Genomic DNA, 25,823 nt, shown 5'->3' with positions numbered 1-25,823 from the left:
ATAATTCGATAAAAAAACCCTTACAAAACTGTAAGGGCGCTTTTAACATCAAACAAAATTAACTTATGAAAAAAAACCTCTCTGCAAAGAGGCAGCTATTTTTTTATATTTTATGATATAACTTGGTATGAATCTTTATCATAGCTTATAGCGTTTAAATTATACTTATCATTTTTTAATAATACCATAGCAATACCGCAAAAAACCAGATGAATAAGTGCCAAAATCAGACAATCTGCATCTATTAAAAACAAAGTGAAAAAAGTAAATAGTATGATGATCGCGATTAAAGCTTTTCTAACAAAAATCTTTAGAATCAAGAACATCCCTATTACAAATTCCTCAAAAGGCACTAATGGAGCAAGGGCTTCTACAAAACCTATATTAAATACCGTAGCATTATCAAAATATATGTCCAGTCGCTCTAAAAACTCAGAATACCTAATTACATTATAAGTACCATACAACACCAGCAACACTCCAAATATCACTCTAGTGAGATGATATAAATAAATTCTAATTTTCATGATAGATTTGTGTGAAATTTTGAGCGGCAAATTTATATTTTACCTTTATTCTAATTCTTGTATAATTTTGTATATAACTTGTACAAAAAGCAATCTAATCAATTAGTTATCAACACAATCAAACATATTTATCTAAAAATACTTGTATAAAAGAATTCCTGTTTTATTGATTTTATTTTTGTAACTTTAAAATGTTAAAGAATTGTTTATGAACCGTTATACCTTGAATGAAACTTTTGTAGTACATCAATATGCTATTGATGAATGGGAAGCGGAACCTCATAATCATAACTATTTTGAAATCATTTTTATTGAAAAAGGAAGTGGATATCATACCATTAATGATATACGGTTTCCTTATAAAGAAAACAATATCTTTTTACTAGCGCCAGAGGACACACATCACTTCGAAATTGAAAAGCGTACTAATTTTACTTATTTCAAGTTTACAGAGCTTTTGTTTTCTAGTAAAGTCAATCTTCCGGACAGAAAATATTGGTTACAACGTATTGAGCAATTATTACACCAACCAAATATTATACCAGGAGATGTAATTTCTCATGAAGAAGACCGAAGTATTATTTGGGATATTCATAATGTCGTCCTAGAAGAGTTTAAAAATGAGAAAGTATATTATCAGGAAATTATTTCTAATGCAATAAGTACTATTCTAAGTATAATAGTTCGTAATATTTCTGAAAAATATAATTCACATCAAAAAAATATCCTTGTTTCTCACAACAAAATAGATTCGATCTTAAGCCATATTAGACAACATGTTTATGACAATGATCTTACTAAGATTAATTTTTTGGCAAATAAGTTTAATATGTCTCAGAGTTCAATTAGCACATATTTTAAAAGAAAAACAGGAGAATCTATACACCAATACGTTACAAAATATAAAATGAAGTTGGTCGAGTATCGTTTACAACATACCGAATTTACTATTGCAGAAATTGCATATCAATTAGGATATACAGATGAGAGTCATCTTACCAAAACTTTTAAAAAGCATTTTTCGATGTCTCCCAAGCAATACCGTAACGAAATGTCTATTAGCTAATCGTGATTTTATCCAAAAATTTCATTTAATATTTTAGCCAGTCGTATTCCTCCTTTTTGCAATTGGGTACGTACTATAGGAAAATAATCATACATATATTTATAACCTAGTTTTTCGCCTACATTTGCCGATCCATATACTTGTTGTGCAAGCTTTTGGGATTCGTGCACCCAGTTTACAATACCACCGTTTTGAATTGCTTTAATCTCATCCTTAGATAAAACTGTCTTATTTATAGATAATTCTGTATAGCTCATACCATAATAATCTATCATATCACTATCCCAAACCCTATGTAAGTTAGATCCGTCTCTAAACCAACGCACCTGAATATCATTTCCTCCTTTATCTTCTCCTCTACCCACATGAAGTGGTTGATGTAAATCACCAATAAAATGCACTAGCATTTTAAGATGAAACATCATATCTTCTTTAGATGATTTTTCATCTTTTAATACCGATATACATGTATTTATCCCTTTTACCAAATCGCCGTATTCACTAGGCTCTTCTTCACCATATTTCTTATCAAATGGAAAATTAACATAATGCCAAGGGCTATAACCTCTATATTTTTTGTCACTCTTAATTTCATCAGCAAATGTAGAAACCAAAGCAAGACTTTGACCATTAAGAAGTTTTGCTATATTACGCCTTGCTTTTTTTGTCAAGTATGAATCTGCGATCTGACCCGTAGCTCTATGCCCTGTCTTTCCCCAATCATAATCTGCAGAAAATCCAGATAATGAAATTATGAATAAAACAAGTAACCATTTATATTGAAGTTTCATTTATATATATTTTGAAGCAAAGATAAAAAAGGGTATGTTAGTGATTCGTTAAAAATGATTAATTACGCGTAAATAACATTAAAATAACAAATAGTAATTGTCTCAAATCAAAATATGCTTTCAAATTTGTCGTTTTATCTGTTTTATGTATGTTGTGTTAGATAATCAAACACGATTCAATTCATATTAAACATTTAGCCAATATCAATTTGATTAATATTCATTTCTTATTTGTTATATAAACAAACCCCACCTACTATGAAGAGTAAATTTTATTTATTTATGATCTTGATTTCTGCATTGACTTTTGCTCAAAAAAAAGAATTTAACTCTGCAGTTGTTAAAATCAATAAATATATAGAGGGTTCTTTGGTTACTCCATATTCTGAAGATAATGTTCCTTTGGTTATTTTTATAATGGATGCCGGAGCGATTAATAGGGATGGCAATGATCGAATGTCTAAAAATGATACTTTTAAGAAACTTTCTTATGAACTTGCTAAAGAAGGTATTGCAACTTATCGCTATGACAAAAGGCTTTTTAAGATGGATGGTTTAGGAATTAAGGAGCATGAAATTTCTTTAGATCATTATATTGAAGATGCAATATCAATAATAGATTATTTCAATAAAAACGGAAAATACAAAAAAGTCATTATCGCTGGTCATGGTCAAGGTTCTTTAGTAGGTATGATTGCTGCAAAAGGAAGGGCAGATGGTTTTATTTCTATAGCAGGAAACGCAGTATCAATAGATCAGGTAATTATAGAACAAATTGCGAAACAGGCTCCTGGTCTAGATAAAAGTGCTTCTGTAGCTTTTAAGCAATTAAAAGAAAATGGAAGGGCTACTAGTTATGACCCAGCATTAGAATCTATTTTTAGATATAATTTACAACCCTTTATGAGTTCCTGGATAAAATATAATCCTTCTGAGGAAATTTTAAAATTAGAAATGCCTATTCTCATAATTTATGGTGATAAAGATATCCAGGTAGAATCAATCCAAGCAGAGAAATTTAAAGAGATTATACCGCAAGCCGAATATCTATTTGTTACAGATATGAATCATATCTTAAAAGAAATTAAAGGAGGTCGACTAGAAAATCACAAATCATATAATGAACCCTTTAGAAAAATAATGCCCGAAGTTCTAACCGGGATTACTAACTTTGTGAATCAATAGTTTATTAAAAAATTATATAACCCTAATCAAAAACACCTAATGCCACATCGCATTGTATTCTCTGATATTGATGGAACACTACTAAATTCTGAAAGAGAGCTTTCTGAACTTACGATTTCAGAAATTAAGAGAATTAAAAACACTATACCTGTAGTTTTAATTTCTTCGAGAATGCCAGATGCTATGAATCATTTGCAAGAAGAATTAGATATAAAAAACCAACCTATGATATGCTATAATGGAGGGTTAATTTTGGTAGATCAAAAACCTGTTCATTCTACTTTTATATCTCCAGATATTATAGAAGAATTAGATACTTTTAATAAAGATCAAAAATTTCATATAAGCTTATATCACAATAATGATTGGTTTGTTCCTAAAATGGATTTTTGGGCCAATCGTGAAGCAAATAACACCAAAGTAAATCCAGTGGTAAAGTCAACCCAACATGTGATACAAGAGTGGAAAACTCATAACAAAGGAGCTCATAAGATTATGTGTATGGGTGAAGAATCCTATATAGATCAAGCCTATGCATTTTTAGAAAATCGTTTCAAAGACACTCTTCATTTATATCGTTCTAAACCAACATATATAGAGATTGCACATAAAAGTATTTCAAAATTAACTGCCATAGAAATACTGCTTGACTCCTATTTTAAAATTCCTATTTCTGATGCAGTTGCATTTGGAGATAATTATAATGATATTGCAATGCTACAAGCAGTAGGAACTGGTGTAGCTGTAGCAAATGCAAAACCAGAAACTTTACAAGCAGCAAATGTTATTACGCTTTCTGGAAAAGAAAATGGAGTAGCAACGTATATTCAAAAAAATATTTTATAACTGTGCAAAGAACGATTCATACCATAAAAACCCTACTATTTGCATTTGCCATATTTAATTTGGCTACTGGTTGTAAGACCACACAACTTCCTGTTGCATCAACAAATGTATCTACCATACGTGCTTCTATAGATCTCGTTAATGTAAAAGACGATAAAGTAAAAGTAGAAATCCAAATCGATAACTTGAATTCGGACACAATAAGTTACTACTTACCAAAAATTGTCCCCGGCACTTATCAAAATAACGACTTTGGTAAATATATCGACGATCTTAAAGCATTTGATCACGAGGGAAATTCTATTGATATTCAAAAATATGGGGATAATCGTTGGAAAATAAATAACGCCAAACAATTAGGCAAAATCACTTACTGGGTAAATGACACTTATGATTCTGAAGATTCTCACGATGTTTTCTCTCCAACAGGATCTAATATTATAAAAGACAAAAATTTCATTTTAAATCTATATGCTTTTGTGGGGTATTTTGGCGCAATGAAAGAAAATAAATACAAGCTATTTATTAAACACCCTTCTTTTCTGGAAGCTTCAGCTTCGGTTGAAGAAATACTTTTTGACAATACAGCGAATACTTCTAAAAATGATATCGATTATTTTTCTTTTAAAAGATACGCTGATGTAGTAGATAATCCTATCATGTATTCTATTCCTGATAAAGCCAGCTTTAAGGTCAATGATATAGAAATACTTCTAAGTGTTTATTCTAAAAACAAAACTCACAAAGCAGCAAGAATAATGCCCCAGATGGAGCGTATGATTAGAGCACAAAAGGATTTTCTTGGTGATATTAACTCTACAAAAAAATATACTATATTATTGTATCTGTCTTCTGCAAAATCTGATGATGCCCAAGGGTTTGGGGCTCTGGAACATAATACCTCTACAGTAGTTGTGTTGCCAGAATCACTATCTCGTGAAAAACTTAATGAAGCGCTTACCGATGTTGTTTCTCATGAGTTTTTTCATATTGTAACACCATTAACCATTCATTCTAAAGAAATCCATAATTTTGATTATAACAGCCCTAAAATGTCTGAGCATTTGTGGTTATACGAAGGTACTACAGAGTATTTTTCGATGCTATTTCAAATTACACAAGGACTTATTACAAAAGATGAATTTTTTGAACGAATTATTGGTAAGATTGAAGCATCCTCTTCTTTTGATGATTCTATAGCTTTTACGACCATGAGTAAAAATATTTTGGTCGATCCCTATCGCAATAGCTATAGAAATGTTTATGAGAAAGGAGCGTTAATTTCTATGTGTCTGGATATCATAATGCGGGAAAGAAGTGATGGAGTTTATGGATTACTCGATCTTATAAAAAATTTATCGGTTCGATATGGTATCGATGTTCCTTTTGATGATAAAGAACTTATTAAGGCTATAGAAGAAGATTCATATCCAGAAGTGAGTGCATTTTTACAAACACATGTTATGGGTAATACTCCTATTGACTATGAATTTTATCTTAATAAAGCTGGAGTACTTTATGGAACAAAGAATGCACCTTCTTCTTATTTTATTTTTAAACAAGAACCTTTTGTAACTGGTTCTGAAGCTACTAAAGAAGTTATTTTTACATCTGATATCCCATTTAACAGCTTTTTAAAAGAACTGGGGATTTTAGAAGGAGACGTTTTGCTAAGCATTAACAAAAAAGAATATAATCTTAATAATATATATGATCTGTTTGGTGATTCTAATAAATGGAAAATTGGAGATGAAATTACATTTAGAATTAAGCGTAACAATAAGATCATGACACTCAAATCCAATGTAACCAAACCTACTATTGAGAAGATAATTTTAGAACAAGACCCAAAGGCTTCAGAACAACAAAAGATGTTATTAAAAAAATGGATTAATGACTAGAAACTCCTATTTTGATATCGTTTTTGTCTTCTTCAAATTAAATGTATTTTGCGATATATCTTTTTTAAACTAAATAATTAATAATGGAGAACGTTCCTTTTTTTACAAATGACACTATAGTTTTTGGGATTTTAATGCTTTGTTTAGGGTTAGTTTTTTATACTTCCTCTATTCATAATAATTTTTGGAAAACCTTCTATAAGTTTGTTCCCGCACTACTACTTTGTTATTTATTACCTGCTATATTCAACTCATTAGGAATCATTTCTCCGGCATGGAAAGAACTAAATGCAGAAGGAGTATTAGTAGAAAAATCTTCTAATGTGTATTATGTTGCCAGTAGATTTTTACTTCCTGCCTCTTTAGTATTAATGACATTAAGCATCGATCTCAAAAGTATTTTTAATTTAGGTCCAAAGGCATTAATTATGTTTTTAACAGGAACCCTTGGTGTCATTATTGGTGGTCCTATTGCAATCCTACTTATTTCTCTCGTTTCACCAGAAACTGTTGGCGGAGCTGGATTTGACGCCATTTGGAGAGGATTATCTACATTAGCAGGTAGTTGGATTGGTGGAGGAGCAAATCAAGCTGCTATGCTAGAAATTTATCAATACAATCCCGAAAAATATGGAGGAATGGTATTGGTTGATATTGTAGTTGCAAATATATGGATGGCTATATTATTACTTGGTATTGGTAAGAGTGATAAAATTGATCGGTGGTTAAAAGCAGACAATAGTGCCATCGAAGCTTTAAAGCAAAAAGTATCCAGTTACGCAGAAAGCATAACCCGAAACCCATCTCTATCGGATTATATCATTATGCTTTCTATTGCATTTACTGTAGTAGGGATTTCGCATTGGGGAGCCGCAGGGATCTCTAATCTATTGTCTGATAATTTTGAAATTTTTAACGATAAGAGTTCTGCATTATCATCGTTTACTTCTAAATTTTTCTGGATGATTACCATTGCTACTGCAATTGGAATTCTGTTATCGTACACCAAAGTAAAACAATATGAAGGAGCAGGAGCCAGTAAACTAGGAAGTGTCTTTATTTATATTCTGGTAGCTACTATAGGAATGAAAATGGATATCGGTAAAATTTTCGAAAACCCTGGACTTATTGCAATCGGACTTGTTTGGATGGCTATACATGTCTTCCTTCTTATTGGAGTAGCCAAGTTGATCAAAGCTCCATACTTTTTTCTTGCTGTAGGTAGTAAAGCTAATATAGGAGGGGCCGCATCTGCACCTGTAGTCGCAGCAGCATTTCACCCTTCACTCGCAACAGTAGGTGTATTGCTTGCTGTTTTTGGATATGTAGTAGGAACATACGGAGCCATTTTATGTACCATTCTTATGCAAATAGCCTCTGGAAGCTAATAAAAAAAGAGATCAAGTTTTTGACCATTAGATTCTATTTTTTTATTTCATTTAAAATAAAACTCGCATCTTTGTGGCCCTAGTAAAAATCAAAAATTAGTACATGAAGTATTTTTCTATTCTATTATTATTAACTGTATTATTAACGAATTGCAGTTCACCTACTAAGGAAGGGAATGTAACAGTAATAGGTAACATCAAAGGATTAAAAAAAGGAATCGTATACTTACAAAAAATACAGGATACATTATTGGTGAATGTAGACTCTGTAAGTATCGATGGTAATTCTGAATTTGTACTTAAATCTGAGGTTAAAGAACCAGAAATTCATTACCTATACCTCGATAAAAATGATGGAAAACAATATAATGATCGTATTGACTTTTTTGTAGAACCTGGAGAGATCACTATAACCACTAATTTACTTGATTTTGAAAATGATGTAAAGATAAAAGGCGGAAAAAATCAAGAGAAGTATACTGAATACAAAAAAATGCTTAAAAGATTCAATGAAAGAAATCTTAGGATCATCAAAGAAGATTTTGAAGCCAGTAAGCAAAAAGATGATGAAAAACTCATTGAAAATGATAAGGCATACAAAAATTTAATGCGTCAAAAATATCTATATACTATTAATTTTGCTGTAACAAACAGAAAATTAGAAGTAGCCCCCTATATTACACTTAATGAAGTTTTTGATGCCAACATAAAATTCCTGGATACCGTTGCCAGATCTTTAAGTCCTAAGGTAAAAAAATCATTATACGGAAAGCAGTTGATCAAGTACATTGATGATCGCAAAGCTAAAGAAGCAGAAGTAAAGGCTAATACAGAAGAATAACTTTCTAAAATTCTGTAGATTTTAAACTATTTAAAATGTCTTATGATTCCCAAAAATAATTTCTGGAAGAAGAATTAGTATACAAATTCTTAGTTGAATTTTATAAAAGCCTTAAACTCATAAAAAAAAGAAAAGCGAACCGAAGTTCGCTAAATTTTATGGCCAACATTTCTTAGGACATGTACGCATAAAAGATTCGAGATCACAATCGTTAGTTGCTCTCCCTCCTTTAATATGAGTTAAACTCAATTTAGAAATAGATTTTTTGTTAAGTTTTAACGACTTAATATCCTTTTTTTTCATGATATATATTTAAAGGTTAATAACATTACCAAGTTAAGAAAATATCTATTTATAAAAGTTAAAAAACGATTAATAAAAGAAGAGTTTGATCTATTCGCGTGAGCGCCTATCACAGAATGTTAATTGAGGTATTACCGTACATCATAGACACGTATTTTCCTTAATTTAGTGATGAAACTTAAAACCTAAATATCATGTTAAAAACCATCTTAGATTTAGAAGGAACAAAAAGCCTTAAAAAGAGTGAACAAAAAGGAATAAACGGTGGTCGTATTCCAGTACTTCGAAAATGTTGTAACCCTGCACTACGATGCTGTACAACTTCTCATGTTGCATTAAATAATCCTAGTTGTGGTGCTACTTATATTCCTGGGTGCTCTTATCACCCATCAAATGGTTGCTGTATATAGAAAAATCGTTTAATAGAATAATTAAATATTCTAAGTATATTCTTTCTTTTTTAAACTGTTTAAAAAAGAAAAAGTCCTAAACTTAATGTTTAGGACTTTTTTAAGAGCCGATAGAGGGACTCGAACCCACGACCTGCTGATTACAAATCAGCTGCTCTAGCCAGCTGAGCTATATCGGCAAAAACGGTTGCAAATATAATTTCTACAACCGTTTTTACAAATATTTTTTAAAGAAAAATTACAATGCATTTACTTTTTTAACTAAAGCCTTAGCTGTTTTTTCTAAATCATCGCGAAGAGATTTAAAATGTTTTTTAGGATTTTCAAGTTTTCGTTCATTAGCTCTAGCCATAAAACTATCAAAAGATGTAATTGCTTCATCAATGATTGCTTCTCCAGATTTACCATCTTTACCAGGGTTTTCTAATTCCCACATATAGACTTCTTCTATAATATCTCCTAAAACGTAGTTTATATCCTTTTTAAGGTCTCTCTTATTTGCCATATCTAATTTATTTTGTGCAAAATTAGTGTTTTCAATTTAATAATGAAGTATGTAAAAGACGAACTGCTTTCTAAATTTTTATTTTCAGAAGAAGTTCGTTACTCGTTTACTATTTCTTTTATTTTTTCTAGTGCTTTATTTACATGTTCTGAGGCTTTCATACTATTAAATTTTAGTTGTATGATTCCTTTTTTATCTATCACATAGGTTTCTCTTCCTGGTAGTAATCCCAATAATTCTGATTTCACACCAAAAAGCTTTCTTAATTCACCATTAGAGTCCGACAAAAACATAAAAGGAAGTTTGTATGTACTCTTAAATCTTGTGTGTGATTTTATACTATCGGCGCTTATGCCTATCACTTCTACACCAAGATTTTCAAAATCTACATAACTATCCCTAAAGTTACAGGCTTCTTTTGTACAACCGGGAGTAAAATTTTTAGGATAAAAATAAAGTACCAGATTTTTTTTCCCGATAATATCAGAGCTCAAAAAATGTTCTCCTTTGTCATTTGTAGCGATAAACTCGGGAACCTTATCACCTACTAGTAGCCCCATGTTTTATTCTCCTTTATAGATTACAAAATTGCGAGGAGTTTCATATAAAGTAACTTCAATATCGTATTGCGAAGCTATCTTTTTACGCAATCTATGCCAGATTACAAAGGCTATATTTTCTACAGTAGGATTTAAACTCTTAAACTCTTCTACCTCTTCATTAAGATTTTTATGATCCATATAGTCTTCGACTTCGGTTTTAATGTATTCTTTTAAGATCTTAAGATCCATCAAAAAACCTGTTTCCGGATCAATCTCTCCTATTACAGCTACGATAAGTTCATAATTATGGCCGTGATATTTTGGATTGCTACACTTGCCGAATATTTGAAGGTTTTTTTCGTCACTCCAATCCTTTCTATATAATCGATGTGCTGCATTAAAATGAGCTTTTCTACATGCTTTAATCCTCATAAGGTTATGTGCGAATAAAATTTTTCAAAAATGATTTTAAACCATTCTGTATATAGTTCGGGATGTACTAATATATCATGTTTTACAGCTTCTATAGGCATCCATTTCCAATTGACTACTTCTTCTGGATTAATAACAGGATCTTCTTCATACTTTCCTAATAATACATGATCATATTCATGTTCGGTAAGTCCATTATCAAAAGGAGCTTTATATATAAACGAAACAGAATCTTTTAATGAAGTGGTAAACCCCATTTCTTCTTGTAATCTTCGTATTCCTGCTTCTATATTAGTTTCTCCTTCTCTTTGGTGGCTACAGCATGTATTTGTCCATAAACCTGGTGAATGGTATTTATGATGCGCTCTTTGCTGAAGCATCAATTCGTTTTTACTATTCATAATAAATACCGAAAAGGCTCTATGCAATACAGCTTTTTGATGTGCTTCTAGTTTAGGCATCAGCCCTATTTGCTCGTCATTTTCGTTAACCAGGATAACTTTTTCTTCTTCTTCCATTGTTTTTAATTGCTCCAAAATTACGAAATCATAAGAGTAATTCATAATTCATATTACCTATAGAGACTAATTTAGCTGTTTCTATTCTTAATAAAAACCTTTACTATAGTACTTAAAAATAGTAAGGCAAAAAATCTGCCATACCTCAAAATTGGTTTACATATTTATTTTGGACTTATTACCCTGCAGTTTTTCAAAAAAAGAATTTCTTCAATAAAAAACGCCTCATGCTATTGAGGCGTTTTAACTATATGTAAAATATATTGTGCTAAAATTTATTTAATAATAATAAATTCACTTCGTCTATTTAATTGATGTTTGTCTTTCTCGCAATTCGATTCATTACCGCAGTCATTAACCAATTGGGTTTCTCCATATCCTTTTCCTGTTAATCGATCTGCAGATATACCATTATCGATCATATAATTTACAGTAGCTTCGGCTCTTTTTTCAGACAAATATAAGTTGTATTGATCTTCTCCATGGCTATCTGTATGTGCTCTTATTTCTAGTTTCATATTAGCATACTGATTCATCACTTCAATTACTTTTGCCAGTTCTATTTTTGCATCAGAACGTATTGTATATCCATTAAAATCAAAATAAATTGGTTTAAGCGCTAATATCTTTGTTAAATCATCTCCTACATCTGCAGTTTTAATTTTCTTTTCTAGTGCAAGTGGAGTATCCATCGTTTGGGATTTATCCGACGTATTCACAAGCTTCTCCAAAGTGTTGTATTCCTCTTTCTCTGCTCGCACAAAATAGCTGGATTCACATTCGACCAGTTGGGAATAGGTAGCTTCATCACCTACAACAAAACTTTGTATTAGATTGTTATTACTATCATATAGAGAGACTTTGGTCCCTGGTAATAATTTCTTAGTATCTTTATCGGTAACCAATCCTGCAATTGTAGTCTCGCAGAAATCTTTTAAGTCTTCTAGTTCTATAAAGCTATAAATATCATCATTTCCTTTTCCTCCTTCACGATTGGATGAAAAATATCCTTTCTTGGTATTTTCATTAATTATAAATGCAAAATCATCTTTAGGTCCATTAATTGGCTTACCAACATTTACTACTAATTTTTCTTTATCTGTTTGCGGATTAACCTTTGTAACGAATACATCTAATCCTCCTAAGCCCATATGCCCATCAGACGAGAAATATAACTCGTTGTCTGCTCCAATAAATGGGAAGGTTTCTTTTCCTTCTGTATTAATTCTATCTCCCAAATTTTTTGGTTCTCCAAAACTACCATCGCCATTAATAGTCACTTCATATAAATCAGAGAGTCCTTTTCCTCCCGGCATATCTGATGAAAAATACAATGTTTTTTCATCACTACTTAATGTAGGGTGTGCAACAGAATACTCATCACTATTAAATGGTAAATTTTGCGGTGTTGTCCATCCTCCCTCAGGATTTTTATAGGAACGATATATTTTCAACTTATTTGTTCCTCTTTGATCACGGCCTAGTTTTCCTTCTTCAAAATTATTTCTTGTAAAGTAAATAGTTCGTGTATCCTTTGTAAAAACGGGTGTTGACTCATGAAATTTTGAATTTATTTTTCGATCAAACCTTTTAATTTTCGAAAAATTATTATTCACCGAGTCATATGTTGCTTCAAAAAGATTTAAGAAAGCTTCTCCATTCCATTGGTGAATAGCTTTTTTAAATGTTAGCGTATCTCTAGAAGAGCTAAAAACTATATTTTTTCCGTAAAAAGCAGTTCCAAACTCAACAAAAGAAGAATTTACTGATGCGTTTTCTATTTCAAATCTACCCGATTGAAAATCGATTCGTTTTAGATAATCAGATCCGTCTAAAAATAATTTTGCACGTAGATCATTCCCATTAGCAGCTGCAAATTTTTGCATGTATGTATCAGAATCCTCGTATCTCTCTATAGTTTTTAGTGTTTGTGCATATCTAAAGTAGTATTCGGGTTGAACTTGATCAGGATAAGAATTTACTAATTCTTCATACCATTTTAGCGCCTCTTCAAACTGACTATTAAAATAATAACTATCTCCCAGATTCATAAAAAGATCTGCACTCTTATATCCTTTTCTAGCTACTTTAAGATACGTTTCTTGTGCATCAATATATTGATACTTATCATATTGTTCTTTGGCTTTTTTGAGTTTTTTTTCCTGAGATAAAAGAGTATTGTTTCCGAAAAACAACAGCATAAAAATCAATAATGATTTAAGTAAATATTTCCCCATTTTTTTACTATTACATTTTAAAATCTTAATTAAAAGAAACGCGGTGTTAGCATTCTATTATATTTTTTGAAAAGTTCGAATCGTAGCATCACTTCATAACTTCCATCATTAAACTGTGATTGTCCTAACTCTGTTGTTTCTCGATCATAAGCAAATCCGATCATCATCGAGTCTGATATCTGGAAGCCCACCATACCACTCACTGCCGCACTCCAACGATATGCTGCTCCCAAGGTTAAACGGTTATATAACAAAAAGTTTGCAGAAACGTCTACTTGTAATGGTGCTCCAAACACTAGTTTGCTTAAAACAGCTGGTTTAAATTTTATATCATCGGTCAAATCAAAAACATGACCCGCTATTAAATAATAGTTGATACGTTCTTCTGCCAAAAAACTCACTGCTGTACTATTACTACTTGTCGTACTTTCATCAAAATGATCTGTTTCTAATAGATTAGGAGCACTTAATCCCACATAAAAACGATTTGTATGATAATAGACTCCAACCCCAACATTAGGGCTAAACTTATTATCAATATTGTTTTCAAACAAAGCATCATTACTATTAAACTGAGATAGTTTTTGAAAATCTACATTTAACAAATGACCGCCCGCTTTTAATCCGAAACTTAGTTTTCCTTCATCTGAAGTAGGAATAGAATAGGAAAAATCAATATCGAAATATGTTTCATCGGTAGGGCCTATCTCATCATTAACAATAGATACACCTAAACCAAGGCGTTCATTACCTCCTATCGGAGTATTAACAGTAAGGGTTTGAGTACGAGGCGCACCATCTAAGCCAACCCATTGACTACGATGCAATCCCATAATACTTAATACTCCACGACTACCAGCATAGGCAGGATTAACACTTATCGTATTGTACATGTATTGGGTATATTGTGCATCTTGTTGTGCGCAAATAGAAGTTGTAGCAAAACCTAAAACTACAAGCATAAACATTATTGACGATGTATTCATAAGTATTTAATTCGATTTAGGGAATAACAAATATATGATATTCCAGATACATTTATCTATTTATATACAAGTAACCAGCTTTGGACATGTTGATTCCACTAGCGTTTTCATATTCTAAAACATAAAAATAAGTCCCTACTGGTAATTCTTTATTCTTACCCATTGTAGCTCTTCCTTCACTAATTCCTTCAAAGAATTTAGCTCCAGATTGTTCATATCCATCCTCTTCAAATATCTTAACTCCCCAACGATTGAATATCTGTAATGTGTTATTCGGAAAGTTATCTAATCCTACTATCCTAAACTGATCATTAATACCATCTCCATTCGGAGAGATCCCGGTATAAACAACGATTTCATCATCAACATCAGCAATTACAATAAACCCATTATTTTCTTCTACCGTTATTCCGGTTCCTATTACATTTACTGTTGTTGGATCGGTTCCTTCTGTTTGTATACTCCCTAACGGAAGTGTTGTATTATCAATATCAACTACGGTTGCTCCTACAGGAACATTTGCCATGAAGTCTCCGTTTACATCAGTAGTTACAGTTTGTTCTATCCCATTAATATCAATAATATTAACATCTACTCCTTCTAAGTCTGGTTCACCAATATCTTGTGTGCTATTATCGTTTAAGTCACTATACAAATGCCCTGTTATAGTACCATTTGGTGCAGGTACTACTGTAATTGTAATAATTGCATCATCACAAACTAATGGAGTAGCGATGCTACATAGCGTATAGGTTATGATATAATCACCTGGTGGAGTATTGGGTACAATTGTAACCTCGCCTGTACTTGAGTCGAAGCTAACACCATCTCCCGGATTGGGATCTGCGACTGTGGTTACCATAACATCAACTCCCAGTGCAACTCCATTTCCATTTAAAATATCATTATCGTTAACAACATTGATAGAATTACCACCTGTATTACTATTAATAGTAACTGTATCATCATTTGCTATTATATTATCTGCCACTACGATTGTTACTATGGCATCATCGCAAACCAATACGCCACTTTCATCATTACATACTTGATAAATAATTGTAACAGAACTTCCTGCTTCTCCTACTATTGGGGTATATGTCATCTCTCCTGTAGATGCATCAAACGCAACTACACCATTAGCAGAACCCCCTATTTGAGTAATACTGGTTGTACCTAAATTATTAGGATCATTATTATCCAAATAATCATCATTCGCTAAAATATCAATACTTACACTTCCTCCAACCATTGCAGCTACATTATCATCAACAGCTGTTGCTACCAAAGGATTAGGGTCACTTATATTTGGATTACCGTCACCATCGGTATCAGGGTCGGTAACTTCTAAAACCAAATCATCTACAAAATTCCATGTGTTTTGGCAAGTTCCTTTTGCTACAAATTCGAATGAAAACGAACCACTTGTTGGAGCAATAAATGTTACAACAGGTCTTTCCCAAACATTTTCTACACTTGATATTGGAACAGTAGCTACAACTGTACCATCTAATTTAATCTCTGTTTGAGGTGCACAAGGCGGTAAACCCGGCCGGCTTTCTATAAGATAATCAAACGAAAATGAATATTGCACCCCTCCTACCAAAGTAACATTTTGTTTTATCCCTTCTTGAGTAGCACCAAACATTCTAAACCCAAAATAACATCCCCCACTAGGAGAAGCTGGCCTTGGAGCATTAACAATATACCAGGTTCTTTGAGTCTCTGTAGATCTATCTGGAGTATATATTTTACCCCAACCATCAGGTGCCACATCAAATGCCCCGTTATCCATTGTACAATCAACTCCAGCAACATCCAGTCCTGGATTTGTTAATAAATTTTGAGAATAACCGTTACCAAAAGAGAATAAGATTATAAAAAATACAATTCTAATAAGTGAAGTAAACTTTCTTTGCGGAAATAGAGTAAAAATTAACATAAGCAATATACTAACTGATTAACATTGTGTGAATTATTTTTCAAAATATAGCGTAAAATCAAACCGTAATAATTTTGATTAATTAATTGATTAATGCAGCTGGATACTTTTCCTCCAATATCCAAAAAATCTAAGAGGGGAAGAACTTGTATACTTAATAGGATTGTATACATAACTTTTTAAAAAAAAGTAATACTCTGTTTTTTTCATTTTGACAATGTATTTGTATTTAAAGCAAAAACTATGGGGGTAATTAGTTTCTACAAATCCTTTAATTAAAAAAACCTCACACAAAGTAAGGTAAAACCGTATTTAGAAATCAACACAAATATGATAATAGATTTACGTTTTTCTTTATTTTTTTGCCAAAAAATAGTTTTTTTCGATAAAAAACGTAAAAAATCGATTAAGACAGGTGTAAAAACCTAAACAGAACAAATTTCCTACGCATATTCCATCAAAGTTTTATTTAGAATATTTACATACTAAAAATGAATCTATTTTAATCTAAAACAATATCCGTTTTACTTAATGATATCAATAAGTATTATTGTTCATTTTAGTACTATATTTGCATCCTCATTTAGATATAAGAGCAGATAATAAATATATCATCAAACTTATAGGGGTCATAAAATGAATAGGCAGTTAAGAGCTTATTTTGATAAGAAATTTGATGCTATTGAGAGTGTATCTAAATATTTAGAATAATAAACAAAATCAAATGAAATTTATAGACGAAATTGGGAGAAGAAGAACCTTTGGGATCATCTCTCACCCTGATGCAGGTAAGACCACATTGACCGAAAAATTATTACTTTTTGGAGGTGCTATTCAAGAAGCAGGGGCCGTAAAATCAAACAAAGTTAAAAAAGGAGCTACTAGTGATTTTATGGAAATTGAACGTCAAAGAGGTATATCTGTCGCTACCTCTGTATTAGCTTTTGAGTACAAAGACATTAAGATTAATATTCTGGATACTCCCGGTCATAAAGATTTTGCTGAAGATACATTTAGAACATTAACTGCTGTAGATAGTGTAATTGTTGTGATTGATGTTGCAAAAGGTGTTGAGGAACAGACCGAAAAATTAGTTTCTGTTTGTAGAATGAGAAATATCCCTATGATTGTTTTTATTAATAAACTGGATCGTGAAGGAAAAGATGCTTTTGAGCTTCTGGATGAAATAGAACAAAAACTTGGCCTTACCGTTACCCCACTAAGTTTTCCTATTGGAATGGGGTATGATTTTAAAGGAATTTATAATATTTGGGAGAAAAATATTAATCTTTTTAGTGGCGATAATAGAAAAAATATTGAAGAGACCATCGAAATATCTGATTTATCATCCCAGAGTCTTAACGATATAATTGGCGACACTGCTGCAGACACATTACGTGAAGAATTAGAGTTGGTAGAGGGGATATACCCAAAATTTGAAAAAGAACAGTATCAAAATGGTGATTTACAACCTGTATTTTTTGGGTCAGCATTAAACAACTTTGGTGTTAGAGAATTATTAGATTGTTTTGTTACTATTGCTCCTCCGCCAAAACCAAAGGAAAGTGATGTAAGATTGGTGCATCCTGAAGAAAAAGATTTTACCGGATTTGTATTTAAAATCCATGCCAATATGGATCCCAAACATAGAGATAGACTGGCATTTATAAAAATTGTATCAGGGACTTTCGAAAGAAACGTTCCGTATTTGCATACAAGACATAATAAAAAGCTTAAATTTTCTAGCCCTAATGCTTTTTTTGCTGAAAAAAAGGAGATTGTAGATATATCGTATCCTGGTGATATTGTTGGATTACATGATACCGGAAATTTTAAAATTGGGGATACTCTAACCAAAGGAGAAATTTTGCATTATAAAGGAGTACCTAGTTTTTCTCCAGAACATTTTAGGTATATCAACAATGCAGATCCTATGAAATCTAAGCAATTAGCAAAGGGGATAGATCAATTAATGGATGAAGGGGTTGCGCAGCTTTTTACATTAGAATTGAACGGAAGAAAAGTGATAGGAACCGTTGGCGCTTTACAATATGAAGTAATTCAATATAGGTTAGAGCATGAATATGGGGCAAAATGCACGTATGAAAATCTTAATGTTCATAAGGCTTGCTGGGTAGAAGCTAAAGATCAGGATAATGATGAGTTTAAAGATTTTAAACGTGTAAAAAGCAAATTTCTGGCAAAAGATAAACAGGGTCAACTCGTATTTTTGGCTGATTCTTCTTTCAGTTTACAAATGACACAACAAAAATATCCATCGATCGAGTTTCACTTTACTTCAGAATTTTAATTATCTCTATAAACTATATCTGAAATTTTATTAAAAACTAAAGGCATCTAAATACAAATTAGGAGGATTATAATTTACATTATTTTGTCATGACCAATAATGAGCATCCACCTAATAGCTTTACAGTTATATCTTTATTGGCTTTATACATTATTCTTTTGGGTAAGTATGTAATTTTTGAGCTTATTGTTTTTCTAGGAAAATCCAGAAAGCTTGTCGTATAAAAGAAATCAACAATCTCATATCCGCAATCTTTCAATGTAGCTATTGCTGTTTCTTTTGTAAAATGATGTAGATGTCCCACAGATTTTCGTAAAGACATAAGATCATTTTTCAATAGTCGGTTAACTGATATATCTAATGGGATATGAAATATCGTATTTTTTGCTTTATGCTTACATAGTTTTAAGAATCCAAGGTAATCATCAACATGTTCAAAAACATCTATCATGAGTAATAAATCGAATTTTGAGTCTATCTTTAGAAAATCTTCTGATTTAAATTCTAATCTAGATTTTTCTCTTTGTCTGGCAATATTAATAGCATCATTCGAAATATCATATCCTGTAAAATGCACATCATCGGGCATTGCCTTATGCAATTGATTTAATATCTCACCAGCACCACAGCCAACTTCTGCAATAGATTTTGGGTGTATTGGATTACGGTCTAACATTTTGATGATCTGTTTAGCTTTCCAAGGAGAGTCTTCGGCGTGCCAGGTAGGGTTTTTTTTTAAATACTCACTATTTTCTTCAGTGTAAATTTTTTCAGCCATTGTATTTATCATTTTTCACATAAAAGAACAAGTATTCTATTCTAAATGCTTTAAGTTGTTTTTTTGTTTTGTAATTCAAAATAATGATTACAAAATTTTATTATTAACTCAACTTATTTTTTCGAGAAGACATGAGCTTCTTTTAGGGTAACTTTTTGATTAATTAAGATTGTATGACAGGCTGTATTTACAATATGAATATAGTAAAAACTCAATTCTTATCCAATAAAGAAACTTATTTTATATCAATATACTTACGAATTCACACACATATAAAGTGGTCCTGAATACAACGATTTGGTCGATTAAAACAATCGCTCTTCTAATACTTATAGGATTTAGGTTATCTACTAATCATTAGGTTCAGCATTCTTTTAAAGAATCCTGCCTTTGATCTTTCTCCATAGCCATATCCGTAGCCATATCCATATCCATATCCAATTTTTCTAAAATCTACATCATTAAGCAAAACGGCAATAGAAGTAAATCGTTTTTCTTGATTTAGTGTTTTAGGAATATCCAAAAGTCTTTTATCTGAAAACTTTTGTCTTACAACGTAGACACACAAATCGGCATAAGAGCTTAATAATAACGTATCTGCTACCACAGTAATCGGAGGTGTATCTATAAGAATGTAATCATATTCTTTTTTTAGATACTCAAATAATTCTTCAATTCGTTTATGTTTTAACAATTCTGCAGGGTTTGGAGGTTTAGGTCCAGAGGTAAAAACGTCTAAGTTCTTAAAACCCTTCATATTAGACATTATATCTTCAATCTGTATAGATTCGTCTCTAATAAAGTTGGTAATTCCTTTTTTACCATCTACATCCATTCGCTCTTTTAACTCTGCAGATCTTAAATCCATTTCTAACAAAGCAACTTTATTTCCAGAACGACCAAGAGTTATCCCTAGATTACTAGCGGCAAAGGACTTTCCTTCTCCTTTAATACTAGACGTGATTAAAATGGTTTTTCCTTTTTCTTTAGAATGCGCCAAGAGAAAGTCTAGATTGGTTTCTAATAATCTAAATGCTTCTGCCAATATTGATCGATCGGCTTTAGGTGTTACCAGTTTTTTATCTTCTGGAGATGAAGGAATACTACCTAGTAACGGTAATTTTAATTTCTTTTTTAGTTCTTTAATATCATTGACCTTTGTATTCATTAAATCTTTAAAGAAAACGATAACAATAGGTACAATTAGTGCCGCAAGAAAACCTGTTAGAAATACAATATTCTTTTTTGGTCGAATGGGACTACGAGAAATATATGCTTTTTCGATAACTTTTACATTCGAAACGGTTGCGGCAAGAGAGATTGCTGTTTCTTCTCTTTTTTCTAATAAATACAAGAACAAAGTTTCTTTGATTTGTTGTTGTCGCTGTATATCTCTAAGTTTTCGTTCTTTTTCTGGTAATGATGAAATTTGAGCATTTACTATAGCATCACTGCTTTTAAGGTTATCTATTTTAAGTTGAAGCGTTTTTTTTAGATTGATGAGACTTTGTTGTATGCTTTTTCTTAAATCAAAAAGCTTATCGTTTAAGCTTATTAACAGTGGGTTTTCTACTCCAGAACTTTTAAGTATTCTATTTCGTTGCAATGCTATATCATTGTATCGAGAAATCAGGGTAACTGCCTTACGATCTTCAAACCCAAGATTTACAGGAAGAAGATCATTTTTAGAGTTTTCTAAATAATCCATTAAATAATCTGTTAATCCAATTTGTATTGTTGCAGCTAATTGTTCTTTTTCATTCACAAAAGACTTTTCTAGCATTATCGAAGCTTCTGAAGATAAATTTGTTAAATTATTTTCGGTTTTAAAGAATTCGACGTTTTTTTCTAAGTCATCTAATTCCTGATTAATAATATGTATTCGCTCTTTTATAAAATTGGCAGTATTAGCAGAGATTTGATTTTTATCTTTTATAACATCTTTGTTATATTCTTCAATAAGACTATTTAAAATTTCCTTGGCTCTATCTTGAGCTATTGTAGTTAGCGTTAATGTGACTACACTTGTATTTTGATCGGTAAGACCTATTTTTATCGTCGACTTATATCTTTCTACCATATCCAAAAGTGGAGTACTATTTACATAAATATTAGTCCCTATATACTCATGAAGAATTTTAAAATCTGGTTCAACCAAAATATCTCCAAAGGGAGAACCTATACATTTTCCGTATTCTCCTTTTAGAATGAAATTTTCGTGAGTATCTTTTATCGCAAACTGCCCACCAGGTAGGATTGTGATGATAAAATTTAATCCCTGATCATAATAAGAATCTTCCAGGAACTTAACTTTAACAGGTGAGTTTTTAGTAAGTTCTACAAATCGTTTAGAGTATTTGGTTTTGCTAAAATACTGAACATTTAAGTGTAGTTTTCTAACAACATTTTCGAGTAAGGGTCGTGATTTAAGTATTTCTATTTCGTTTTCTACTTCTCGTTTAGCGTTTTTAAAAATAGAGAGATCTTCAAAAGCAGAAAGTTCGGACATTGCTCCATTATTCTCTGATTTAATTAATATAGTAGATGTAGCTCGATACATCTTAGGAGTATATCTTAAATAGAAAAAACCTATCACAAAACAAATTACAAGAGAAACAATAAACAACCTCCAATGGGCTATATACCTTTCTAGTAATTCTTTGATGAATAGATTTTCAGAATCATCATCGATCTCATAATTCATTTTATGAATTCTTTCGGTTTAAAGAGAATTAACTATTGTAAATTTAACTATTATATGTGAACTATCACGAAAGAATTTCAAATTCTATGAGGTACTTGAAACTGAATATTCTATAAGGCCAAGAAAACTAAGGCCAATAATTTTAAAAACTTCTTTTTCCTTTTACCACGATGTTTTTAATGATTTTAAATAAATAATTAATATCTGTTAAAATTGGGTTTCTCTCATATGCTGTTAAATATTTCATTTCAGACGCTATAATTTCTTCTAGTGTCTCGGGCATATCCGCATAAAATGGAGGGATGAGTCCTGGTTTAAATTTAATTCTTTTCTCCTGTAGTTCTTTGGTATATAAACTAAAGTAATGACTGCTAAGAGGGCGCCCTCCTATAAGTTTCATATCTCCTTTTAAAAAATTAAGAACCATAGGTAGTTCGTCTATCCAATATTTCCTAAGTAATTTACCCGTATTGGATATTCTAAAATCGTTTTTTAATTTCCCTCCTTTTTTCAGATTGTTCTTTTGAAAAACATAATGTTGCAGATACTCAGAGTACGGATGCATGGTTCGCAACTTATATACATTAATTAGTTTTCCATTTTTGCCTACACGTTTCAAGCTAATTAAAGGGCCATATGTAGGGTTCATATCATACAGAGGAAGTTTTGTTTTTTTTGCTACAAAATATAATTTATTATCAATTACTTTTTCCTCTATTACATCAAAACCACAACTATATAATCTCCCTAATACTTCGGCCTTTGTTAGTACTCTACCGTAGCCTTTTGTAATATCAAAATATATTTTTTTGGACCACTTTAGTTTTGGACTAACTCTATGAAAGATAAAATCACCTAAATAGTATAGGTAATTTAAAGGTTTAGGAAATTTTTTAAGTATTTTTTCTTTACGGCTTTCATAAGTTTCTATCGTATTAATAAACAATCCTCCTTCTGGTAATTTATGATTTACCATTTCAAGAAATTTATTAATTCGCCTATAGTGATTAACTTCTTGTAGATTTACAATCGCCTGAAATGATTCTTTTTGATATGTTTCAATATTATTTTTATCTCTGGTATCACAAAGCAACACATCAAACAATCTAAATTCTTGCAGGTGATTACTTATAAAATCACAGGCATCATTACCCAATTTTCTGGTAATTATTTTTTCAATCGCAACCTTACTTTTACCCCTTAACGCATAAGGTTTAGTGCCAGAAGAAACAGAATCAGTAAGGTCTTTATTCTTCTTATCTAAAATAGTATAAGCTTCTGCACTAATAGTTCTAATAATCATACTTCAACACTAATTTTAGAGGATGAAGATGATGTAAAAAATAAACAACCTGATGAACCGAAAACAAGTGGTTTTGTTTTCGGAAAACTATGTTTTAGTAGCATAGATATTTAGATTTGGTTAACAGTTTAAAGATAATACAAGAAGAGTAAAATCAGTAACGGGTTTACCGCAAAATAGTTATGCTAAACTCCTGTTTTACAGGTTTTTACCTGTAAAAAATAAGAAAAAAAAGAGGTTTTAACAGGAAGAAAAGTTAATCTTAACAAAAAAACTTACATTTTTTGTTAAATAATTAACCAAAAATCGATAAAACAACAAAAATAAGAGGCAAAAGAATTTAAGAGAGTATTCTTGTTACTTATTTTTGAGTTAAAACATAACAATTCTACATCGTTAAAAATCTATTATAACACTGTATTTTTAAAAGAAAATGATATAAAATTAGATGTTTTTTAGTGCTCTACTGGGTTTTAATTTTTGAATCATTTTTTACATAAAAATGCTTCTTAACTACATTTTTTACATTTTGTAATACTAATTCCTTGCTCCATTTTATGATACTATCATTCCATCGCTGAGGGTGAAATGTAAACATAACCTGGTTAGGAAATGCTGCATTTTTTAATGCTTCAACAATTTCGGGAGTGCTATGAAAAGTTTTGGTAAATCTAGTATTTACTCTATCTCTTACACTTGTTTTATGCCCATCCCATTTTCTTCCTGTGTCTGTTAAATAATACACTTTATCATAATTTATATCAAAATAAGGTTCTCCAACAATACCAAAATCCTGATACCGGTATGTTTTCCACAGGTCTTTAGAATCATATTTAGACAATGGCGAACCATGCATACAAATAGTAGATACAGGCGTAAGTTCTCTTAGTGCAAAAAGATTATTTCTAAAATCCTGAATCCCAGCCTCTAAATCACCTTTTGTAGTTGTTAAGCATTCATAGTGATATCCTATTTCATGACCTAGTTCTGCGATTTTCAGGATTATTTTTTCATCCCAGCTTTCTGGAACGGCTCTAAAATAGTAAGTTCCCTTAATTCCTTTTAAAGCCTGAAGCTTTGCAAAAGCTAATGAATTCTTTGGTAATAAATCTACATCATGCCTTAGAACAATGCTTTTTTTTCCTGGTTTTGCTATGAATTCTGCAAAAGTTTGAAATTGATAGCCGTTGTTCATTAATGCTCTTAACAATTCTCTATATCGCTGTACGGTGAAATCTATCATTTATACTCAAGTTGTATTTTTGGATTGTCTATTATAGCTTTTTTGCTTTGAGGATAATTTTCTACAAACCATACCATAAATGAGGTAACATCAATTTTATCTTCTAATAATTTCTCTAGTCTTTTTTTAAAAACTTCTTTCAAATCAGGGGTTTCATCAAGTTCTTTAATTTTAGACAGTACACCTTCTCCATTTTTAAAACTAAATAGTAGCCCATATTTTTCTTGTTCCCTAATGGTTCCTGCCATGATACTATTTATATATAATGCAGGTGTACCTAGTACAGCACATTCTGAGGCCATTGTTGCTCCTTCTCCGATAAACATACAAGCATAGGCCAAAACATTATGCATTTCTTCTGGCGGTATCCTTATTTGATATTTTTTAAATTCATCTGGTAATTTTCCTTCAGAAGAGATAAAGACAGTATATTTCTTTTCTAAATAATCTATTAGTTCCCGTTTTTCTCGTATAGATAATCCAGATTGATTTACATCATGACTTGCATTCCATGATACAAATCTGAATATCACATATTTAGCATCAGGGTTGATTTTTAGAATATCATAAATATCTGGGTTTGCAACAAATCTATTAGGGTGCAGGTAGGCTAATTCATGGTATCCATTATACCATATTTGTCTATCTCCCAAATCTTTATGAAATGCATTAGATGTTAAAACACTATTTGTAAAAGGTAAATATAAACGCACTTGTTCCATATTTCCTGTATCCTCCATCGATATATGTGGCTTTCCTAATATAGCTGATGCATGAGCCGCATAAGGAGAGCCATGACTCATCAAAACATCAGGACGAAACCTCAACCCATGAAGAATTTCCATAATATCGAACTTTACTAAGCCAAATATTTTTCCAATAGTGGTATTATATTTTTTGCCGAATGAAATAAAGCGAAGCCCAGCAGCTTTCAATAGCTCGATCTCAAATTCTTTTTCACGGCATGTAAAAAGAAATTCATGTCCTTTTTTTTGCATCTCTAATGCAAAATTTTTAAACAAATGAACATGACCTGGATGCCCAATATCGATAAGGATCTTCAT

The 25,823-nt window shown here is 31.3% G+C and carries 23 protein-coding genes and 1 tRNA gene; 8 read left to right on the top strand and 16 right to left on the bottom strand.

The features are described from left to right. Window positions 1-110 precede the first annotated feature (110 nt). Window positions 111-527 (bottom strand): hypothetical protein, encoded by a 417-nt coding sequence (locus tag Z053_RS0115785; RefSeq protein ID WP_025665965.1) that lies wholly within the window; start codon window positions 525-527, stop codon window positions 111-113. Between the two features lie 208 nt (window positions 528-735). Between Z053_RS0115785 and Z053_RS0115780 the strand changes: the two genes are divergently transcribed. Further along, window positions 736-1,593: a helix-turn-helix domain-containing protein gene (locus Z053_RS0115780; RefSeq protein ID WP_025665964.1), complete on the top strand. Its 858-nt coding sequence runs from the start codon at window positions 736-738 to the stop codon at window positions 1,591-1,593. Between the two features lie 8 nt (window positions 1,594-1,601). Here Z053_RS0115780 and Z053_RS0115775 read toward each other — a convergent pair whose 3' ends face one another. After that, window positions 1,602-2,384, bottom strand: coding sequence for a S1/P1 nuclease (locus Z053_RS0115775; RefSeq protein ID WP_025665963.1), 783 nt, complete (start codon window positions 2,382-2,384; stop codon window positions 1,602-1,604). A gap of 258 nt (window positions 2,385-2,642) precedes the next feature. Between Z053_RS0115775 and Z053_RS0115770 the strand changes: the two genes are divergently transcribed. The 5 genes from Z053_RS0115770 to Z053_RS0115750 all read left to right on the top strand — a co-directional run bounded on the left by Z053_RS0115770 (window position 2,643) and on the right by Z053_RS0115750 (window position 8,545). After that, entirely contained in the window at window positions 2,643-3,569 is a 927-nt protein-coding gene (locus tag Z053_RS0115770; protein WP_025665962.1) for an alpha/beta hydrolase, read from the top strand. 39 nt (window positions 3,570-3,608) lie between these two features. Beyond that, complete coding sequence (locus Z053_RS0115765) at window positions 3,609-4,415, top strand: Cof-type HAD-IIB family hydrolase (protein ID WP_025665961.1); 807 nt, start codon at window positions 3,609-3,611, stop codon at window positions 4,413-4,415. Between the two features lie 2 nt (window positions 4,416-4,417). Beyond that, window positions 4,418-6,316, top strand: a complete 1,899-nt coding sequence (locus tag Z053_RS0115760; protein ID WP_241459837.1) for a M61 family metallopeptidase — start codon at window positions 4,418-4,420, stop codon at window positions 6,314-6,316. Between the two features lie 83 nt (window positions 6,317-6,399). Next, on the top strand, window positions 6,400-7,704 hold the full coding sequence (locus tag Z053_RS0115755; protein ID WP_025665959.1) for a DUF819 family protein: 1,305 nt from the start codon (window positions 6,400-6,402) through the stop codon (window positions 7,702-7,704). A gap of 103 nt (window positions 7,705-7,807) precedes the next feature. Beyond that, window positions 7,808-8,545: a DUF4369 domain-containing protein gene (locus tag Z053_RS0115750; RefSeq protein ID WP_025665958.1), complete on the top strand. Its 738-nt coding sequence runs from the start codon at window positions 7,808-7,810 to the stop codon at window positions 8,543-8,545. Window positions 8,546-8,701: 156 nt separating this feature from the next. Here the strand turns inward: Z053_RS0115750 and Z053_RS31560 are convergent, their stop codons facing one another. Continuing rightward, window positions 8,702-8,848 (bottom strand): hypothetical protein, encoded by a 147-nt coding sequence (locus tag Z053_RS31560; protein WP_160170107.1) that lies wholly within the window; start codon window positions 8,846-8,848, stop codon window positions 8,702-8,704. A gap of 194 nt (window positions 8,849-9,042) precedes the next feature. On the opposite strand from Z053_RS31560, the gene Z053_RS0115745 reads away from it, so the two are divergent. Continuing rightward, window positions 9,043-9,258 (top strand): hypothetical protein, encoded by a 216-nt coding sequence (locus tag Z053_RS0115745; protein ID WP_025665957.1) that lies wholly within the window; start codon window positions 9,043-9,045, stop codon window positions 9,256-9,258. Between the two features lie 105 nt (window positions 9,259-9,363). On the opposite strand, the gene Z053_RS0115740 is transcribed toward Z053_RS0115745, so the two are convergent. The 8 genes from Z053_RS0115740 to Z053_RS0115705 form a co-directional block, all read right to left on the bottom strand. Beyond that, a tRNA-Thr gene (locus tag Z053_RS0115740) sits at window positions 9,364-9,437 on the bottom strand. A 59-nt stretch (window positions 9,438-9,496) separates the two neighbouring features. Further along, window positions 9,497-9,763 carry a hypothetical protein gene (locus Z053_RS0115735; protein WP_025665956.1) on the bottom strand — a complete coding sequence of 89 codons (267 nt, stop codon included), beginning with the start codon at window positions 9,761-9,763 and terminating at the stop codon, window positions 9,497-9,499. A gap of 98 nt (window positions 9,764-9,861) precedes the next feature. Further along, on the bottom strand, window positions 9,862-10,323 hold the full coding sequence (locus Z053_RS0115730; protein WP_025665955.1) for a peroxiredoxin: 462 nt from the start codon (window positions 10,321-10,323) through the stop codon (window positions 9,862-9,864). 3 nt (window positions 10,324-10,326) lie between these two features. Beyond that, complete coding sequence (locus tag Z053_RS0115725; RefSeq protein WP_025665954.1) at window positions 10,327-10,737, bottom strand: 6-pyruvoyl trahydropterin synthase family protein; 411 nt, start codon at window positions 10,735-10,737, stop codon at window positions 10,327-10,329. Then, window positions 10,734-11,300 carry an isopentenyl-diphosphate Delta-isomerase gene (gene idi, locus Z053_RS0115720; protein ID WP_241459836.1) on the bottom strand — a complete coding sequence of 189 codons (567 nt, stop codon included), beginning with the start codon at window positions 11,298-11,300 and terminating at the stop codon, window positions 10,734-10,736. Before idi ends, Z053_RS0115725 begins: the two co-directional genes overlap by 4 nt. Window positions 11,301-11,530: 230 nt before the next feature. Then, on the bottom strand, window positions 11,531-13,492 hold the full coding sequence (locus tag Z053_RS0115715) for an OmpA family protein (RefSeq protein ID WP_025665952.1): 1,962 nt from the start codon (window positions 13,490-13,492) through the stop codon (window positions 11,531-11,533). Between the two features lie 29 nt (window positions 13,493-13,521). Next, a complete protein-coding gene (locus Z053_RS0115710) occupies window positions 13,522-14,478 on the bottom strand; it encodes a PorP/SprF family type IX secretion system membrane protein (protein WP_025665951.1) in 957 nt (318 codons plus the stop codon). A gap of 52 nt (window positions 14,479-14,530) precedes the next feature. Further along, window positions 14,531-16,420 carry a T9SS type B sorting domain-containing protein gene (locus Z053_RS0115705; protein WP_025665950.1) on the bottom strand — a complete coding sequence of 630 codons (1,890 nt, stop codon included), beginning with the start codon at window positions 16,418-16,420 and terminating at the stop codon, window positions 14,531-14,533. Window positions 16,421-17,144: 724 nt separating this feature from the next. Here Z053_RS0115705 and Z053_RS0115700 point away from each other — a divergent pair. After that, entirely contained in the window at window positions 17,145-18,731 is a 1,587-nt protein-coding gene (locus Z053_RS0115700; protein ID WP_025665949.1) for a peptide chain release factor 3, read from the top strand. Between the two features lie 79 nt (window positions 18,732-18,810). Here Z053_RS0115700 and Z053_RS0115695 read toward each other — a convergent pair whose 3' ends face one another. From Z053_RS0115695 to Z053_RS0115675, 5 genes are all read right to left on the bottom strand, one after another. Then, window positions 18,811-19,509: a class I SAM-dependent methyltransferase gene (locus Z053_RS0115695; protein WP_025665948.1), complete on the bottom strand. Its 699-nt coding sequence runs from the start codon at window positions 19,507-19,509 to the stop codon at window positions 18,811-18,813. 343 nt (window positions 19,510-19,852) lie between these two features. Next, entirely contained in the window at window positions 19,853-22,213 is a 2,361-nt protein-coding gene (locus Z053_RS0115690; RefSeq protein ID WP_025665947.1) for a GumC family protein, read from the bottom strand. A 142-nt stretch (window positions 22,214-22,355) separates the two neighbouring features. Next, complete coding sequence (locus Z053_RS28720) at window positions 22,356-23,516, bottom strand: sugar transferase (RefSeq protein ID WP_025665946.1); 1,161 nt, start codon at window positions 23,514-23,516, stop codon at window positions 22,356-22,358. Window positions 23,517-23,979: 463 nt separating this feature from the next. Continuing rightward, window positions 23,980-24,759, bottom strand: coding sequence for a polysaccharide deacetylase family protein (locus Z053_RS0115680; RefSeq protein ID WP_035096293.1), 780 nt, complete (start codon window positions 24,757-24,759; stop codon window positions 23,980-23,982). Further along, the gene (locus tag Z053_RS0115675) at window positions 24,756-25,823 is read right to left on the bottom strand and encodes a DUF354 domain-containing protein (protein WP_025665944.1); all 1,068 of its coding nucleotides are present in this window, start codon (window positions 25,821-25,823) and stop codon (window positions 24,756-24,758) included. The genes Z053_RS0115680 and Z053_RS0115675 overlap by 4 nt, the downstream gene beginning before the upstream one ends.

The sequence above is a fragment of the Aquimarina megaterium XH134 genome, assembly GCF_000520975.1.
Taxonomy (GTDB): domain Bacteria; phylum Bacteroidota; class Bacteroidia; order Flavobacteriales; family Flavobacteriaceae; genus Aquimarina; species Aquimarina megaterium.
Note: the sequence above shows the minus strand (reverse complement) of the source record. Positions and strands in the feature narration are given on the sequence as shown.

What these genes read in the sequence shown, in the direction of transcription:
- Z053_RS0115785 (WP_025665965.1), bottom strand. Translation starts at nt 527, where the DNA reads ATGAAAATTAGAATTTATTTATATCATCTCACTAGAGTGATATTTGGA.
- Z053_RS0115780 (WP_025665964.1), top strand. Translation starts at nt 736, where the DNA reads ATGAACCGTTATACCTTGAATGAAACTTTTGTAGTACATCAATATGCT.
- Z053_RS0115775 (WP_025665963.1), bottom strand. Translation starts at nt 2,384, where the DNA reads ATGAAACTTCAATATAAATGGTTACTTGTTTTATTCATAATTTCATTA.
- Z053_RS0115770 (WP_025665962.1), top strand. Translation starts at nt 2,643, where the DNA reads ATGAAGAGTAAATTTTATTTATTTATGATCTTGATTTCTGCATTGACT.
- Z053_RS0115765 (WP_025665961.1), top strand. Translation starts at nt 3,609, where the DNA reads ATGCCACATCGCATTGTATTCTCTGATATTGATGGAACACTACTAAAT.
- Z053_RS0115755 (WP_025665959.1), top strand. Translation starts at nt 6,400, where the DNA reads ATGGAGAACGTTCCTTTTTTTACAAATGACACTATAGTTTTTGGGATT.
- Z053_RS0115750 (WP_025665958.1), top strand. Translation starts at nt 7,808, where the DNA reads ATGAAGTATTTTTCTATTCTATTATTATTAACTGTATTATTAACGAAT.
- Z053_RS31560 (WP_160170107.1), bottom strand. Translation starts at nt 8,848, where the DNA reads ATGAAAAAAAAGGATATTAAGTCGTTAAAACTTAACAAAAAATCTATT.
- Z053_RS0115745 (WP_025665957.1), top strand. Translation starts at nt 9,043, where the DNA reads ATGTTAAAAACCATCTTAGATTTAGAAGGAACAAAAAGCCTTAAAAAG.
- Z053_RS0115735 (WP_025665956.1), bottom strand. Translation starts at nt 9,763, where the DNA reads ATGGCAAATAAGAGAGACCTTAAAAAGGATATAAACTACGTTTTAGGA.
- Z053_RS0115730 (WP_025665955.1), bottom strand. Translation starts at nt 10,323, where the DNA reads ATGGGGCTACTAGTAGGTGATAAGGTTCCCGAGTTTATCGCTACAAAT.
- Z053_RS0115725 (WP_025665954.1), bottom strand. Translation starts at nt 10,737, where the DNA reads ATGAGGATTAAAGCATGTAGAAAAGCTCATTTTAATGCAGCACATCGA.
- idi (WP_241459836.1), bottom strand. Translation starts at nt 11,300, where the DNA reads ATGAATTACTCTTATGATTTCGTAATTTTGGAGCAATTAAAAACAATG.
- Z053_RS0115715 (WP_025665952.1), bottom strand. Translation starts at nt 13,492, where the DNA reads ATGGGGAAATATTTACTTAAATCATTATTGATTTTTATGCTGTTGTTT.
- Z053_RS0115710 (WP_025665951.1), bottom strand. Translation starts at nt 14,478, where the DNA reads ATGAATACATCGTCAATAATGTTTATGCTTGTAGTTTTAGGTTTTGCT.
- Z053_RS0115705 (WP_025665950.1), bottom strand. Translation starts at nt 16,420, where the DNA reads ATGTTAATTTTTACTCTATTTCCGCAAAGAAAGTTTACTTCACTTATT.
- Z053_RS0115700 (WP_025665949.1), top strand. Translation starts at nt 17,145, where the DNA reads ATGAAATTTATAGACGAAATTGGGAGAAGAAGAACCTTTGGGATCATC.
- Z053_RS0115695 (WP_025665948.1), bottom strand. Translation starts at nt 19,509, where the DNA reads ATGGCTGAAAAAATTTACACTGAAGAAAATAGTGAGTATTTAAAAAAA.
- Z053_RS0115690 (WP_025665947.1), bottom strand. Translation starts at nt 22,213, where the DNA reads ATGAATTATGAGATCGATGATGATTCTGAAAATCTATTCATCAAAGAA.
- Z053_RS28720 (WP_025665946.1), bottom strand. Translation starts at nt 23,516, where the DNA reads ATGATTATTAGAACTATTAGTGCAGAAGCTTATACTATTTTAGATAAG.
- Z053_RS0115680 (WP_035096293.1), bottom strand. Translation starts at nt 24,759, where the DNA reads ATGATAGATTTCACCGTACAGCGATATAGAGAATTGTTAAGAGCATTA.
- Z053_RS0115675 (WP_025665944.1), bottom strand. Translation starts at nt 25,823, where the DNA reads ATGAAGATCCTTATCGATATTGGGCATCCAGGTCATGTTCATTTGTTT.